The sequence below is a fragment of the Halolamina salina genome (assembly GCF_054653455.1).
On sequence record NZ_BAAIGE010000002.1, the window covers coordinates 2,303,299 to 2,317,137 of the forward strand.

15 protein-coding genes and 1 tRNA gene are annotated in these 13,839 nt (G+C 70.0%); 14 read left to right on the plus strand and 2 right to left on the minus strand.

All coding sequences use genetic code 11. The features are described from left to right. Positions 1 to 49: 49 nt before the first annotated feature. From gcvT to gcvPB, 5 genes are all read left to right on the plus strand, one after another. Positions 50 to 1,159, plus strand: coding sequence for a glycine cleavage system aminomethyltransferase GcvT (gcvT, locus tag ACYQZ5_RS12345; RefSeq protein WP_379732608.1), 1,110 nt, complete (start codon positions 50 to 52; stop codon positions 1,157 to 1,159). Beyond that, positions 1,156 to 1,536 carry a glycine cleavage system protein GcvH gene (gene gcvH / locus ACYQZ5_RS12350; protein WP_379732607.1) on the plus strand — a complete coding sequence of 127 codons (381 nt, stop codon included), beginning with the start codon at positions 1,156 to 1,158 and terminating at the stop codon, positions 1,534 to 1,536. Before gcvT ends, gcvH begins: the two co-directional genes overlap by 4 nt. Positions 1,537 to 1,611: 75 nt before the next feature. Then, entirely contained in the window at positions 1,612 to 1,923 is a 312-nt protein-coding gene (locus tag ACYQZ5_RS12355) for a hypothetical protein (RefSeq protein WP_379818429.1), read from the plus strand. A 144-nt stretch (positions 1,924 to 2,067) separates the two neighbouring features. Then, on the plus strand, positions 2,068 to 3,390 hold the full coding sequence (gcvPA, locus tag ACYQZ5_RS12360; RefSeq protein ID WP_379732147.1) for an aminomethyl-transferring glycine dehydrogenase subunit GcvPA: 1,323 nt from the start codon (positions 2,068 to 2,070) through the stop codon (positions 3,388 to 3,390). Further along, a complete protein-coding gene (gene gcvPB / locus ACYQZ5_RS12365; protein ID WP_379732146.1) occupies positions 3,387 to 4,847 on the plus strand; it encodes an aminomethyl-transferring glycine dehydrogenase subunit GcvPB in 1,461 nt (486 codons plus the stop codon). The genes gcvPA and gcvPB overlap by 4 nt, the downstream gene beginning before the upstream one ends. 39 nt (positions 4,848 to 4,886) lie before the next feature. Here the strand turns inward: gcvPB and ACYQZ5_RS12370 are convergent, their stop codons facing one another. After that, positions 4,887 to 5,054, minus strand: a complete 168-nt coding sequence (locus ACYQZ5_RS12370; protein ID WP_379732144.1) for a DUF7838 family putative zinc beta-ribbon protein — start codon at positions 5,052 to 5,054, stop codon at positions 4,887 to 4,889. Between the two features lie 571 nt (positions 5,055 to 5,625). Between ACYQZ5_RS12370 and ACYQZ5_RS12375 the strand changes: the two genes are divergently transcribed. The 6 genes from ACYQZ5_RS12375 to ACYQZ5_RS12400 all read left to right on the plus strand — a co-directional run bounded on the left by ACYQZ5_RS12375 (position 5,626) and on the right by ACYQZ5_RS12400 (position 9,085). After that, on the plus strand, positions 5,626 to 5,865 hold the full coding sequence (locus ACYQZ5_RS12375) for a glutaredoxin family protein (protein WP_379733117.1): 240 nt from the start codon (positions 5,626 to 5,628) through the stop codon (positions 5,863 to 5,865). Beyond that, on the plus strand, positions 5,862 to 6,401 hold the full coding sequence (locus ACYQZ5_RS12380) for a cob(I)yrinic acid a,c-diamide adenosyltransferase (RefSeq protein WP_379818428.1): 540 nt from the start codon (positions 5,862 to 5,864) through the stop codon (positions 6,399 to 6,401). Before ACYQZ5_RS12375 ends, ACYQZ5_RS12380 begins: the two co-directional genes overlap by 4 nt. 43 nt (positions 6,402 to 6,444) lie before the next feature. Then, entirely contained in the window at positions 6,445 to 6,708 is a 264-nt protein-coding gene (locus ACYQZ5_RS12385) for a DUF7553 family protein (RefSeq protein ID WP_379732864.1), read from the plus strand. Positions 6,709 to 6,750: 42 nt separating this feature from the next. Then, positions 6,751 to 6,825 (plus strand) — tRNA-Val (locus ACYQZ5_RS12390). A gap of 322 nt (positions 6,826 to 7,147) precedes the next feature. Next, positions 7,148 to 8,146 carry a DUF7544 domain-containing protein gene (locus ACYQZ5_RS12395; protein WP_459846347.1) on the plus strand — a complete coding sequence of 333 codons (999 nt, stop codon included), beginning with the start codon at positions 7,148 to 7,150 and terminating at the stop codon, positions 8,144 to 8,146. 60 nt (positions 8,147 to 8,206) lie between these two features. Then, positions 8,207 to 9,085, plus strand: coding sequence for a universal stress protein (locus ACYQZ5_RS12400; protein WP_459846349.1), 879 nt, complete (start codon positions 8,207 to 8,209; stop codon positions 9,083 to 9,085). A gap of 3 nt (positions 9,086 to 9,088) precedes the next feature. On the opposite strand, the gene ACYQZ5_RS12405 is transcribed toward ACYQZ5_RS12400, so the two are convergent. Then, a complete protein-coding gene (locus ACYQZ5_RS12405; RefSeq protein ID WP_379732493.1) occupies positions 9,089 to 10,831 on the minus strand; it encodes a PAS domain S-box protein in 1,743 nt (580 codons plus the stop codon). 99 nt (positions 10,832 to 10,930) lie between these two features. On the opposite strand from ACYQZ5_RS12405, the gene ACYQZ5_RS12410 reads away from it, so the two are divergent. From ACYQZ5_RS12410 to ACYQZ5_RS12420, 3 genes are all read left to right on the plus strand, one after another. Continuing rightward, a complete protein-coding gene (locus ACYQZ5_RS12410; protein WP_459846351.1) occupies positions 10,931 to 12,148 on the plus strand; it encodes a threonine synthase in 1,218 nt (405 codons plus the stop codon). 88 nt (positions 12,149 to 12,236) lie between these two features. Then, entirely contained in the window at positions 12,237 to 12,923 is a 687-nt protein-coding gene (locus ACYQZ5_RS12415; RefSeq protein WP_379732662.1) for a helix-turn-helix domain-containing protein, read from the plus strand. 199 nt (positions 12,924 to 13,122) lie between these two features. Beyond that, positions 13,123 to 13,839, plus strand: a complete 717-nt coding sequence (locus ACYQZ5_RS12420; RefSeq protein WP_379817971.1) for a helix-turn-helix domain-containing protein — start codon at positions 13,123 to 13,125, stop codon at positions 13,837 to 13,839.

Consider the following 13,839-nt stretch of genomic DNA (forward strand, 5'->3'; position numbering starts at 1 on the left):
GCAGGCGGCGGATGGCAAGACATTACTTCCCGCCACCGGCACAGCCTCTATGGCCACACGGCGACCACCGCTGTACGGGGTCCACGAGGACCGCGGCGCGGGGTTCACCGACTTCGGCGGCTGGGAGATGCCCGTGGAGTTCGACTCCATCCGGGCCGAACACGCCGCCGTCCGGGAGGCCGCCGGGATCTTCGACGTCTCCCACATGGGGGAGATCCGCGTCGAGGGTCCCGACGCCGAGACACTGATGCAACGGCTCACGACCAACGACGTGTCCGCCATGGGCGCGGGCGACGCCCAGTACACCTGCATCACCGACGAGGACGGGATCATCCAGGACGACACGATGATCTACCGCCTGCCCGACGGCGGGTTCCTGTTCGTCCCCAACGCCGGCCACGACGAGGAGGCCGAGGCGCGCTGGGTCGACTACCGCGACGAACACGACCTCGACGCCACGGTCGAGAACGAGACCGAGGACTGGGCGATGTTCGCGGTCCAAGGCCCCGACGCGATCGGACTCACGAGCGAGGCGGTCGACTCGATCGACGCCCCGCTGGCCGAGGAGAGCGACGAGATCGCCGACCTCTCGCGGTTCACGGCGACGGAGGCGACCGTCGCCGGCGTCGACTGTCTGGTGGCCCGTACGGGCTACACCGGCGAGGACGGCGTGGAGATCCTCTGTGACACCTCCGACGCCGAGACGGTCTGGGCGGCGTTCGACTGCCAGCCCTGCGGGCTCGGCTCGCGGGACACGCTCCGGATGGAGGCCGGCCTGCTCCTCTCCGGGCAGGACTTCCACCCCGAGGAGAACCCCCGGACGCCCTACGAGGCCGGGATCGGCTTCACCGTCGACCTCGACACCGAGTTCGTCGGCCGCGACGCGCTGGCGGCCCAGAACGAGTCGGGGATCGACGAGACGTTCACCGGGCTCACGCTGCAGGAGCGCGGCGTCGCCCGCCACGGCTACGAGATCACCCACGACGGCGAGACCGTCGGCGAGGTCACCAGCGGGACGATGAGTCCCACGCTGGAGGAGCCGATCGCGCTTGGCTACCTGCCCACGGAACTGGCCGAGGACGGCACCGAGGTGCACGTCGTGATCCGCGGCGAGGAGAAACGAGCGGCAGTCACCACACCCCCCTTCATCGACCAATGAGCTTCGACGTACCCGACGACCGGAACTACCTCGCATCGCACGAGTGGGTCACCACCGACGAGCCCACCCGAATCGGCATCTCCGACTTCGCGCAGGACGAACTCGGCGACGTGGTGTTCGTGGAACTGCCCGACGAGGGCGACGAGATCAGCCACGACGAGGCGTTCGGCGTCGTCGAGTCGATCAAGGCGGTGTCGGATCTCTACGCGCCGATCTCCGGCGAGGTCGTCGCCGTGAACGAGGACCTCCACGACCAGCCCGAACTGGTCAACGAGGACCCCTACGGCGACGGCTGGCTGCTGGAGGTCGAGCCCAGCGACGAGTCGGAGTTCGAGGAGCTGATGGACGCCGAGGAGTACGAAGCACAGATCGCCTGAACCGCCGGCAACGACCGTTTTCTTCGCATCCCGACGCCCGCAATAGCTATCCGCCGAGCGAGCCAGAGAACAGCCGTGCGTACCAGATCCAGCCAGCGATCGGTCGGGTTCGTCCCCGTCGTCGTCGCCGCCCTCGGCGTCGTCCTGCTCGGCTACGGCGCGCTCGCGGTCGGCGCGTCGCCGCTGGGCGGCGCGTGGCTCGCGCTCTCGGGGCTGTGCCTGCTGCTCTCGGGCGTTGTCGCCACGCCGTGGGCCGCCGATCGGTTCGACCTCACGCCCGGCCAGCAACGGAACACTGCGCTCGTCTTCGGCGGCGCCGCGCTGTTGGTGCTGTTCGTCGTCGTGAACGTCGCGAGCTTCGAATCGGGCGGGAGCGTCGGGAACTGACGTTTCGCCGGCACGACCCTGCACAGTCACCCCCAGTCGCGCGCCGGAGTCGGCACGTCTTTGTCCCCGAAGTGCCACGGTTTCGACCATGAGCCACGGCAGTTCTCACCACGGACGGAGCCTGTCTCGCCACGGAGGGGGACGATGAGCGGAAGCCCGTACGCCCCCCACACCGAGGCCGAGACGGCGGCGATGCTGGACGCCGTCGGCGCCGAGGACGAGGCCGAACTGTTCGACATCCCCGAGCCCGTCGCGTTCGACGGCGAGTTCGGCATCGACGCGCGCAGCGAGCAGGAACTCCGCCGAGAGCTCTCCGGCCTCCTCGGCCGGAACGACGACCTGACGGAGTTCCTCGGCCGCGGCCACTACGAGCACTACGTGCCGAGCGTCGTCGACAGCCTCTCGAAGCGCTCGGAGTTCCTGACCTCCTACACGCAGTACCAGCCCGAGATCACGCAGGGGTTCCTGCAGGCGCTGTTCGAGTACCAGTCGATGCTCGTGGAGCTGACGGGGCTGGGGATCGCCAACTGCTCGATGTACGACGCCGCGACCGCGCTGGGCGAGGCCGCGCTGCTCGCCGAGCGCGTCCGGAGCGCCGACGGCGAAGTCGTGCTCGTCCCCGAGCAACTGCGGGCGGGGAAACGCTCCGTGCTCGCGAACTACGTCGACGGCGCGGACCTACGGATCGAGGAGTACCCCTCGGACCAGGGAACCGCCGATATCGACGCGCTCGCCGACGCGGTGGACGAGGAGACGCTGTTCGTCTACGCCGAGACGCCGACCGTCCGGGGCTGTATCGAGCCGAACCTCGCCGAGATCGGCGAGATCGCCGACGAGGCGGGCGCGATCTTCTGTCTCGGCTCCGACCCGGTCGCGCTGTCGATACTCGAAGAGCCAGCCAGCGTCGGCGCCGACGTGGTCGTCGGCGAGGCCGGCGTGCTCGGCCTCCCCGCCGCCTACGGGATGGGGCTTGGCCTGTTCGCCTGTGACGAGGAGTTCCTCCGGCAGGTGCCGGGCCGGCTCGTCGGCGCCAGCGAGGACGAGTCGGGCACCCGAGCGTACACGCTGACGCTGCAGACCCGCGAGCAGCACATCCGGAAGGAGCGTGCCACCTCGAACATCTGTACGAATCAGGCGTGGGTCGCGCTCCGGGCCGCGATGCACGCGGCGTATCTCGGTGCCGACGGTCTCGTCGACCTCGCGGAGGACTGCGTGACGCTCGCCCGCGATCTGGCCGCCGACATCGACGAGATCACCGGCCTCCGCGCGCCAGTCGACGATCGCCACCACTTCCGTGAGTTCGTCGTCGGCACCGATCAGCCCGCGAAAGCCGTCGCCGACGACCTCGAAGAAGAGGGGTTCGCGGTCCACGTGATCGGCGAGCACCGGCTGCAGGTCTGTATCACCGACGCCAACGCCCACGCGGCGGACGACCTCGTCGCGGCGTTCGAGGAGGTGGCGGCATGAGCGGCAACGGACTGGACGGCACGAGCGATCGGGAGCCGGGACGAACGTACGACCAAGCGACGTACGCGGTCGGCGACGACGAGAACGAGCCGCTCCTCTCGGAGAAGCGGAGCGACACCGTCAAGCCCAGCGACGCGCTGCCGGACGACCTGACCCGGGACGAACTCACGCTGCCCAACCCCGAGGAGCCGGAGGTCGCGCGGCACTACACCCGGCTCTCCCAGATGAACTGGAGCATCGAGTCGGGACCGTATCCGCTCGGCTCGTGTACGATGAAGTACAACCCCCCAGTGACCGAGGACGTGGCCGCCGACCCCAACGCGGCGGTCCACCCCGACCGCTCGGCCGACTCGATTCAGGGGACGCTCGGCCTGCTCGCGGGGCTGCAGGACTACCTCGCCCGCATCGGCGGGATGGACGCCGTGACGCTCCAGCCGCCCGCCGGCGCGGCGGGTGAGTTCACCGGAATCGCGATCGCCCGGGCGTACCACCGCGCGAACGGCGAGGACCGCAGCGAGGTGCTGATCCCGAGTTCCGCCCACGGAACCAACTTCGCGACGGCGGCGCTGGCGGGCTACGACGTGGTCGAACTCCCCTCCGACGAGGGCGGCCGGGTGGACATGGAGGCGCTGGAGGCCGCAGTGTCCGAGGACACGGCGGCGCTGATGCTCACCAACCCCAACACGGTGGGGCTGTTCGAGCGCGACATCGAGGACATCGCGGACGTGGTCCACGACGCCGGCGGCCTGCTCTACTACGACGGCGCGAACCTCAACGCCCTGCTCGGCCGGGCGCGGCCGGGGGATATGGGGTTCGACATCATGCACTACAACGTCCACAAGACGTTCGCGACGCCCCACGGCGGCGGCGGGCCGGGCGCCGGCCCCGTCGGCGTCACCGAGGAGCTGGAGCCGTACCTCCCGAACCCCCGAGTCGAGGAGACCGACTCGGGCTACGAACTGACGGAGACCGACGAGGCGATCGGGAAGGTTCACGGCTTCCAGGGGAACTGGCTCGTGCTCGTGAAGGCGTACGCCTACATCGCCCGACTGGGTGACGAAGGGCTGCGCGACGCCAGCGCGAAGTCGGTGCTGAACGCGAACTACCTCGCCGAGCAGATCGACTTGGAGGTGCCGTACGAGCCGTTCCACCACGAGTTCGCGGCGACGGCCGGCGACGCCGAGGCCGCCGACGTGGCCAAGCGCATGCTCGACTTCGGCGTCCACCCGCCGACGACGAACTGGCCGGAGATGGTGCCCGAGGCGATGCTGACCGAGCCGACCGAGATCGAGAGCAAGCAGTCGCTCGACGATCTGGCTGCGGCGTTCGACGCCGCGCTGGGGTCGACCGAGGAAGAGCGCCACGAGGCGCCGAGTCGGACGACTGCCCGGCGGATCGACCAGACCAGCGCCGCGCGGAACCCGCGGCTCTCGTGGCAGGCGCTGGAGGAGGAGTAGCGCGGAGAAGGGATCGGACGGAAACTGATCGGCAGGGGTTCAGGCGGGCTGTGCGGTGCTGATCCCGTCGATCTCGATGAAGCCGTAGTCGCACTCCTCACACTGCCACTTGGTCTTCTTCCCCAGGTGGAGGTTCATCGCCGCGACCTTCCAGAACGTCTGGGTCTCCCCACACTCCGGACACTCGTGTTCGGCTTCGAGGCTCATGGCTGTGGAGTTCGGTCGTGAGCGTGTTGAAGATATCGTTTCTTCCATCGGTACCGTGGGTATGGTCGAATTGTTCGGTTCGAGGGGTTATTACGCGACTGCGACCGCATCTCGTTCGTTGGCAACTGGAACAGCGACCTCGACGGCATCTCGATGCTAGACCACTTGTGACCGCAGTGTGCCGGGCACGAGGCCCGGCACAGCGCCGAATCCCACCCCTCCCCCCGCGGCCGCCGACCGCTGGCGGCCGCGAGGCGTCCACCGCTACCGCACCGCTGTGGCTGTCGGCGCGAAGCGCGAGCGCCTCCGTGCGCGAGCCGAGCGCGAGGGATGAGCGAGTGAGCGAAGCGAACGAGCGAATCGGTTGGGGAGGTGTGTGGGCTGTGCGGGGCGGTTGCGGTCGCAAGTGGTCTAGCACCGAGTGTTGTTGCTGTTCGCGGTCGGAACACCGGAATCTCGGCTCGCGTCCACGGTTACGGTTGACGCACTTCCTTCGTCAACTCGATGAACAGACACGCCATCAGCCACCGCCGTAACAAGCTACTTCCCACGCCGAACCCAACCCCCGCCCATGTCCGTCACGCTGTACGCACTGGACGGCTGCCCGTGGTGTGAGAAAGCCCACGACGCCCTCGAGGAAGCGGGCGTCGAGTACGACACGATCTGGGTCGACGCGCTCCACTCCGAGCGCGACGAGGTCGCCCGCGTGAGCAATCAGCGCGCGGTGCCCGTCCTCGTCGACGAGGAACACGGCGTCACCATGGCCGAGAGCGCGAACATCGTCGAGTACGTGGAGCAGACCCTCGCGTGACCGTCTACACCGGCCGCGGCGACGAGGGGCAGACCGACCTCGGCAACGCCGAACGCGTCTCGAAGACCAGCCACCGAATCGAAGCCTACGGCACCGTCGACGAGGCCAACGCGCTCGTCGGCCGCGTGCGCCCGACGGGGTACGACGACGTGGACGAACAGCTCAAAGGCGTCCAGAACTGCCTCCACGTCGTCCAGGCGGAGTTCGCCAACCCCGACACCGGCGAGGACGACCCCCAGATCGGTCCCGAGGACGTCGAGCAACTGGAGGACTGGATCGACGAGGCCGACGAGGAACTGGAGCCGCTCACCTCCTTCATCCTCCCCGGCGGCGGCGACGCCGGCGCGCGCCTCCACCAGGCCCGCGCGGTCACGCGCCGCGCCGAGCGGCGCGCGGTCGCGCTGGCCGAACAGGACGGCGAGGAAGTCAACGCCGAGGCGATCCGCTACCTGAACCGGCTCTCGGACTACCTGTTCACCGCCGCACGGCTCGTGAACCAACGCGACGGCGTCCCCGAGGAGTCGCCGACGTACTGAGCCGGCCTCAAGGCTTTTGACCTTTCGAGAGCGACATAGTCGTATGGCCGAGCACTTCGAGGACGCACGCTACTACCTGGGTCGGGCAGTCGAGCACGCCAAAGCCGGCGTCGAGGAGGAACTGGAGCCGCTGGAGGAACGGGTTCGAGAACTGACGGGGAACGAGAAGGAGCCGGAGCCGAGTCGACTGGAGAAACTGCAGTCCGACCTGAAGGATCTGGAGCAGCGCGCCGAGGGCGAGGCCCGCGAGGCGATCGAGAACGCCCGCGAGCGAGTGACCGCCTTCCGGAAGGGCCGGGAGGAGTGAGACAGTACGCTTAAGTCCGCCCTCGGCGTTGTTCGTGGTGAAGGGTCGGTGGTCTAGTCCGGTTATGACGGCTCCTTCACACGGAGCAGGCCCCAAGTTCAAATCTTGGCCGACCCACTTTCTCCGCGTCGTCGATCAACGAGACTCCCGTAGCTCCGGCGACCCCCTTTTCAGGGCTGTCGTCGACGGCCGAGCCAGACCGCGGGCATCAGCGCGACGACGAACAGGAACGCGAACAGCGGCCTCGGGGTGAACGGCGTCGCGATACTCTGACGCGTGGGCCGACTGCGTCGAGCAGAGATGGATTCCGACCCCCGTGTGGCCATCCGTACACGCCGTGCGAAGCTATATTTCGGTGCGAACCGACAGGTGCGCGTATGTCCCTCCAGTGTGGTCCCCGAGCACCGTGTTACGACTCCGGCCCGGCGGGAGGTGACCGATGACGCTGTCCGCCCTCGAGGACGTGGACGACGCCATCGACGCCACCCGGTCGTTCCTCTGGCCGTTCGACCTCGGCCGCTGGCTCAAGCTCGCCGTCGTGGTGTTCTTCCTCGGCGGCACCGGCACGGTCAACCCCGTCCAGTTCAGCGGGGGGACGCCGCCGACCGGAAGCCCGGGCGAACCGGGACAGCTGCCGAGCTACTCGGAGATCGTCAACTCGCTCACCCCGACCGAGTGGGCGATCGTCGGCGCGATCGTCGGCGCGGTACTGCTGCTCGGGCTCGTGTTGGGGCTGGTCGGCGCGGTGATGGAGTTCGTGTTCGTCGAGTCGCTCCGCCGCGAGCGCGTGTCGATCCGCGAGTACTGGGGCGACCGCTGGCGGCAGGGCGCGCGGCTGTTCGGCTTCCGGCTGGTCGTCGGACTCCTCTCGCTGGCGGTCGCCGGCGGCGCGGTCGTCGCCGCGCTCTGGCCGCTGTTCACCGGCGGGCAGTTCTCGGTGGCCGTCCTCCTGCTCGCGATCGGCGTCGCGCTCGTCGTCGCGGTGGGCAGCGGGCTGCTCACCGGCTTCACGACCCAGTTCGTCGTCCCGGTGATGGTGGCGGAGGACCGGACCGTCCTCGGCGCGTGGAAGCGGTTCTGGCCCACGATGGTCGGGCAGTGGAAGGAGTATCTCGCCTACGCCGCCCTGCGGATCGTGCTCTCGATCGCGGTCGGGATCCTCGTCGGCGTCGTCACCGGGATCGGCACGGTGGTGCTCGCGATCCCGCTGGTCGCCATCGGGGTCGCCGGCGCGGCGCTCCTCTCGGTGTCGGAGATCGTCGGCGGCGCCGTGCTCCTCCTCGTCGTCGTGCTGTTCCTCGCAGCGATCGTCGCCCTCTCGCTGGTGGTCGCCGTCCCGGTCCAGACGTACCTGCGCTACTACGCGCTGCTCGTACTGGGCGACACCGAAGACGCGTTCGACCTGGTGGCGGAGCGACGGCGCGCGATCCGGGAGTAGCGATCGCCCGCCCTCGCCCGTGGCGGCAACGGTAAGGGGCAGGCCGCTGAACCCCGGTGTATGTACGATCAGATCCTGATCGGCGTCGACGGTAGCGAGGAGTCCGAGCGAGCGGCGCGGTACGCCCTCGAACTCGCGTCGCACGTCGACGCGTCGGTGACCGCGCTCCACGTCGTCGAGGGGAGCGCGCTCGACCTCGCCGCCGGCTCCGACGAGGAGACCGAACTCCGCCGGGAGCGAGCGGCCGTGCTGGCGGAGGTCGAGAGGATCGCCGACGAGGTCGGCCACCCCATCGAGGACGAACTGACGGAGGGCGACCCGGCGACGCAGCTGACCGAACACGCCGCCGACGCCGACCTCGTCGTCGTCGGCCGGCAGGGGATCTCCGGCGTGAAGCGGCGGCTGCTCGGCGGCGTGACCGAGCAAGTGCTCCACCACAGCGAGACCCCGGTACTCGTCGTCCCCGACGCGGCCGAGTCGTTCGCGGTCGACCGCCTCCTGCTGCCGACCGACGGGAGCGAGAACGCGGCGTTGGCGCTGCCCCACGCCGCCGAGCTCGCCCGGATCGACGACGGCACGGTGGACGTGCTGAACGTCGTCGACCTCGCCGAGGCCGGCGGGGCGTTCGACGCCGGCGGCCTCCAGCCCGGGTTCGTCGAGCGCCTCGAACGGCGGGGCGAGGAGGCCGTCCACCAGGTGGCCGACGAGATCAGCGCCGAGTACGCCGAGGCCGACGTGCGGACCATCGTGGAACAGACCACCACGTCGGGCGCCGCCGGCGTGATCGAGACGTACGTCGAGGAGAACGACGTCGACGCGGTCGTGATGGGCTCGCACGGCCGCGGGGACCTGAAGCGGGCGCTGCTCGGGAGCGTCGCGTCGAAGGTGCTCCGGAGCGTCGACGTGCCGGTGCTCGTGGCGGTCCGGGGCGGGCGCTGATCGCTACGCGACGCCCGTGATCTCGAAGCGGGCGCCGCCGTCCTCGCTCGCCGTCAGCGAAACCGTCCAGCCGTGGGCGTCGGCGACGCTCCGGACGATGTTCAGTCCGAACCCGGTCCCCCGGGGGTTGGTGGAGTAGCCCGGATCGAACACCGTCTCGCGTTCGTCCACGGGCACGCCGGGACCGTCGTCGGCGACGAAGAAACCGTCCGGGAGCGGGCCGACCGTCACCGTGCAGTCGGGACCGGCGTGTTCCGCGCTGTTCCGGAACAGGTTCTCGAACAGCTGACGGAGCTGGTCCCGATCGGCCTCGACACGGCGATCCTCTTCGACGACCAGCGAGGCGTCGCCGGTCTCGACGGTGGCCCACGCCTCGCGGGCGATCGACTCGACGGCGACCGGCTCGAACTCCATCGCGTCCGTTCCCTCCTGTGCGATCGCGAGCAGGTCGTCGATCAGCGTCCCCATCCGGTCGAGCGCGCGACGGATGTCCGGGATATGCTCGCTGTCGACCTCCTCGGCGAGCAGTTCGAGCCGCCCCTGTGCGACCTGCAGGGGGTTCCGGAGGTCGTGGCTCACGACGCTCGAGAACTCCTCTAAGCGCTCGTTCTTGCGGAGCAGCTCCTCCTCGCGGGCCTTGCGTTCGGTGATGTCGCGGTCGATGGCAACGAAGCGGTCCTCGCCGTTCACCGTCCGCCGGATCAGGTGTACCTCGACGGGGAACGTCGAGCCGTCGGCGCGTTCGAGTCGGCCCTCGAACCGCCGGGGGGTGTCGATCGGAAGCTCCTGCCAGAACGACTTGGCGCGCTCGGGGTCGGCGGTCGCGTCGACCTCCCAGACCGACATCCCGACGAGCTCGTCGCGCTCGTAGCCGAGCTCCTCGCAGGCCCGGCGGTTCACGTCCAGCAGGACGCCGTCGGCGTCGTGGACGACGACGATGTCCGGCGAGAGCTTGAACAGCGCCTCGACCCGCTGGCCGCGGCTGGCCTCCTCGACGATACAGACGTGGCCGCCGCCCTCCATCCGGGTCAACACGAGCCGTTCCGGGACGCGCTCGCCGGCGCTCGTGAGCCCGGTCGAGAGCCCCCGCCACGACCCCTCCCGTTCGAGTTGGGGCAGGATCTCCTCGTGGAAGCGCTGGGCCTCGTCGTCGGGGTAGAGCAGCTCCCAGTGCTCGCCGATCAGCTCGGTCCTGTCGCGGTCGTAGATCGCGGCGTACGCCCGGTTGACGTAGCGATAGATACCGTCCTCGTCGATGATTCCGATCCCCTCCTCGGCGGCCTCGAGCGCGCGGTACCCCTGTCGGACCTCCTGTTCGGCTCGGTGTTTCTCGACGAGGTTCTCGACGGCGTTTGCGAGCACCGAGTACGTCTCCGGCCCGCCCTTCTGGAGGTACTCGTCGACGCCGGCGGAGATGGCGCGGCTGGCGATCTCCTCGCTGCCCTTGCTCGTGAACAGCACGAACGGGATCTCGATCCCCGCGCCACGAACCCGCTCCAGCAGTTCGAGCCCCGACAACGGCGGCATGTCGAAGTCGCTCACGATACAGTCGAGACGCTCCTCCCGGAGCGTCGGGACCGCCGCCGCCGGGTCCGTCAGCGTCGTCGTCCGAGCGTCCGCCAGCTCCCGTTCGAGAAACGTCGCCGTCATCTCGGCGACCTGGGCGTCGTCGTCGACGACGAGCACGTCGATACGGCGATCGCCCGCGTCGAGCGGGACCAGCTCGCTCAGCGGGGCCGTCGGCATGGGGCGATCTCCGGCCGCCCGGTATAAATAAGCCGCTCTCCCAGCAGTCTGGGCGCGCCGGTCGGTTCCTTCTTGGACGCGCCACGCCGACCTCCCGCCATGTCTCGCGTCTGCTGGCAGTGCGGGAGCCGAACCGACGACGAGCGCCGGGTCCGGTGTGACTGCGGCGAACCGCTCTGGCTCGACACCGACCCCGAGTCGGTGCCCGACTCCTGGCCCGACCGCGTCGAGTCGATGTGGGACGTCCTGCCGCTGCTCGGCGTCGACCGGCCCGAGCCGTCGGCGGGGCTGCCGACCGCGGCCGGCGGAACGCCGCTGCTCCGCGCCGAGTCGCTCGACGCCGAGGGCGTCACCGTCCACGTCAAACACGAGGGGCTGAACCCCACCGGGAGCTTCAAGGACCGCGGGACGGCGTTCGGCGTCGCCGCCATGCGCGACCGCGGCGAGGCCCGGATCGGTACCGTCTCACACGGCAACATGGCCGAGAGCGTCGCCGCCCACGCGGCCGCCGCGGGGATGGACTGCACCGTGCTCGTGCCCGCGGACATCGCCGACGAGCGGCTGGCCGCGATCGCGCGCTACGACCCGCGGCTGGTGCGCGTCGACGGCGACTACGGGCGGCTCTACTACGAGGCGATCGACGCCGGCCGGGAGGCGGGCGTGCGGTTCCTGAACAGCGACGCCCCGTGGCGGGTGGCGGGGCAGGCGACGACGGCGCTGGAAGTGCTGGCGCAGTTCCAGCGCGAACACGAGAATATCGACTCGGACTTCTCCGGTGCCGGCCGACAGTCGCCGGCACCCGACGCGCTCGTTCTCCCGGTCAGCAGCGGCGGCCACGCCAGCGGTGCGTGGCAGGCGGTCCGGACGCTGACCGCCGCGGGGCTGCTCAACTCGGCGCCGAAGCTCTGCTTCGTGCAGGCGGCCGCGTGTGCGCCCATCGCCGAGGCGTTCGCGCGCGGCGACGAGGCCGTCACCCCCGTCGAGGGGGGCGAGACGATCGCGTACTCCATCGCCAACGCCGACCCGCCGAGCGGGACCCGGGCGCTGGCGGCGGCACGGGCGACCGACGGCGCGGTCGTCGCAGTCGACGACGACGCCATCGAGCGGGCGGGCGAGCGGTTCGCGAGCGCGGGGCTGGCGGTCGAGCCCGCCTCCGCGACGACGCTGGCCGCGCTCTCGCCCCTCCGGGAGAGCGGCGTGCTGGACGACGGCGACACGGTCGCGCTGGTGGCGACCGGGCGCGGGTTCGGCGGCGCCGACGGTGAGGCCGACGCCGACCGCGTCGAACTGTCGGCGCTGGGGTCGCTGTTCGAGTGAGGCCGTGATCGGAAGGGCGCGGGCGGTCGGGCCTGCTCGCCACGGATCCGTCCCACCACCTTTGTGACGGGGCGTCGAACGGACGGGCATGAGCCTGATCGCCGAACTCCGGATCTCCGGCGAGCCGTTCGCACTGAGCCGGGCGCTCGGGGCGGCCCCGGGGATGCGCGCCGAGACCGAGTACAGCGTCTCCGCCCCGGCCGGACCCGTCGCGTTCCTCTGGGCGTGGGGCGGGGAGTTCGACGCGTTCGAGGCGGCGCTGCCCGACGACCCCACGGTACGGGAGTTCGAGCCGATCGAGGACGGCGGCGACCGACGGCTGTACGAGGTGGTGCTCGACGACACGGCCGACCTCATCGATCCGGGCGTGTTACACCGGCGCACCAGCGCCTCGCAGCTCAGGATGGTGACCGGCGCGAACTACGCGGTCGTCACCGAGCGGCTCCCCGATCACGAGTCGCTGGCGTCGTACATCGCCCGCTGCCGCGACCACGGCTACGCGGTGGAACTGCTCCGGGCGTACCCCGCCGACGACGAACACGAGCGGTACGACCTCTCGACGAAGCAGATCGAGGCGCTCGGCGCGGCGCTGGAGGCGGGCTACTTCGAGACTCCCCGCCGGACCGACCTCGGAACGCTGGCCGAGCAGTTCGACATCTCCGAACAGGCGCTCTCCGAGCGGCTCCGCCGCGGCGTCGCCGCGGTGTTGGAGTCGACGATCGGCGAACTCGGCGACGGCGAGCGACCCCGGCACCGAACGGACCGGCACACGTGAGCCGGGGTCGACCGGTATAGTTTATAAAACCCGGATCACACAAGCCAAAGGACTACCCCCGGTCGCGTCGAACTGTTGAGTGTCCACCGGCGTCCTACGCCGGATGGGCTGCCTCTGACACTGGGGTGTGACCCCCTTCCCGTCCACCCCTTTTCGTTTCGCCCCATAACCTTAGTAACAGGCCGCCGAAGCGAAAACTGTGAGCCTCATCGCCGAACTCCGTCTGGCCGACGCGCAGCTGGTGCTGCGGCCGTCGCTGGAGGCGGCGCCCGAGATGACCCTGAAACGGGAGTGGGCGACCGCCGCCGACCGGACTTCCGACCCCATGCTGTTCGTGTGGGCCTCGGGCGGGGACTTCGAGGCGTTCGAGGCGGCGCTGCCCGACGACCCGACGATCGGCGAGCACGAGTGTATCGACGACCGCGGCGACCGACGGCTCTACCGGGTGACCGTCAACCGTGAGATCACTACCAACCCCGCCCCGATCGACCGGGAGACCGGCGCCTCGCGGCTCTCGATCGAGACGACCGTCGACGGCGCGGTGCTCGAAGTGCGGCTCCCGAACCGTGAGGCGCTGACGGAGTACATCAGCCGCCTCCGGGAGAACGGGTTCACCGTCGACCTGCTGCGCGCCCACGACGCCGACGACGGCGGCGGCAGCGAGTACGGGCTCTCCGAGAAACAGGCCGAGGCGTTACAGGAGGCGCTCCGGGCGGGCTACTTCGAGGTGCCTCGCGAGACGGATCTGGAGAGGCTGGCCGATCGGTTCGACATCTCCGAACAGGCGCTCTCCGAGCGGCTCCGCCGCGGCGTCTCCTCGGTGCTCGGGGCGACGGTCGGGGAGCCGGAAGAGTCGCGGGTCGGCGTCGGGAGCGAAGCGCCGTCCGCGCTCGGCGGCGCGGCCGACGACGAGTAG

Coding starts and splice junctions, on each gene's coding strand:
- gcvPB (WP_379732146.1), top strand. CDS start 3,387: ATGAGCGGCAACGGACTGGACGGCACGAGCGATCGGGAGCCGGGACGA.
- ACYQZ5_RS12370 (WP_379732144.1), bottom strand. CDS start 5,054: ATGAGCCTCGAAGCCGAACACGAGTGTCCGGAGTGTGGGGAGACCCAG.
- ACYQZ5_RS12405 (WP_379732493.1), bottom strand. CDS start 10,831: ATGCCGACGGCCCCGCTGAGCGAGCTGGTCCCGCTCGACGCGGGCGAT.
- gcvH (WP_379732607.1), top strand. CDS start 1,156: ATGAGCTTCGACGTACCCGACGACCGGAACTACCTCGCATCGCACGAG.
- ACYQZ5_RS12395 (WP_459846347.1), top strand. CDS start 7,148: ATGACGCTGTCCGCCCTCGAGGACGTGGACGACGCCATCGACGCCACC.
- ACYQZ5_RS12400 (WP_459846349.1), top strand. CDS start 8,207: ATGTACGATCAGATCCTGATCGGCGTCGACGGTAGCGAGGAGTCCGAG.
- ACYQZ5_RS12385 (WP_379732864.1), top strand. CDS start 6,445: ATGGCCGAGCACTTCGAGGACGCACGCTACTACCTGGGTCGGGCAGTC.
- gcvT (WP_379732608.1), top strand. CDS start 50: ATGGCCACACGGCGACCACCGCTGTACGGGGTCCACGAGGACCGCGGC.
- ACYQZ5_RS12375 (WP_379733117.1), top strand. CDS start 5,626: ATGTCCGTCACGCTGTACGCACTGGACGGCTGCCCGTGGTGTGAGAAA.
- ACYQZ5_RS12415 (WP_379732662.1), top strand. CDS start 12,237: ATGAGCCTGATCGCCGAACTCCGGATCTCCGGCGAGCCGTTCGCACTG.
- ACYQZ5_RS12410 (WP_459846351.1), top strand. CDS start 10,931: ATGTCTCGCGTCTGCTGGCAGTGCGGGAGCCGAACCGACGACGAGCGC.
- gcvPA (WP_379732147.1), top strand. CDS start 2,068: ATGAGCGGAAGCCCGTACGCCCCCCACACCGAGGCCGAGACGGCGGCG.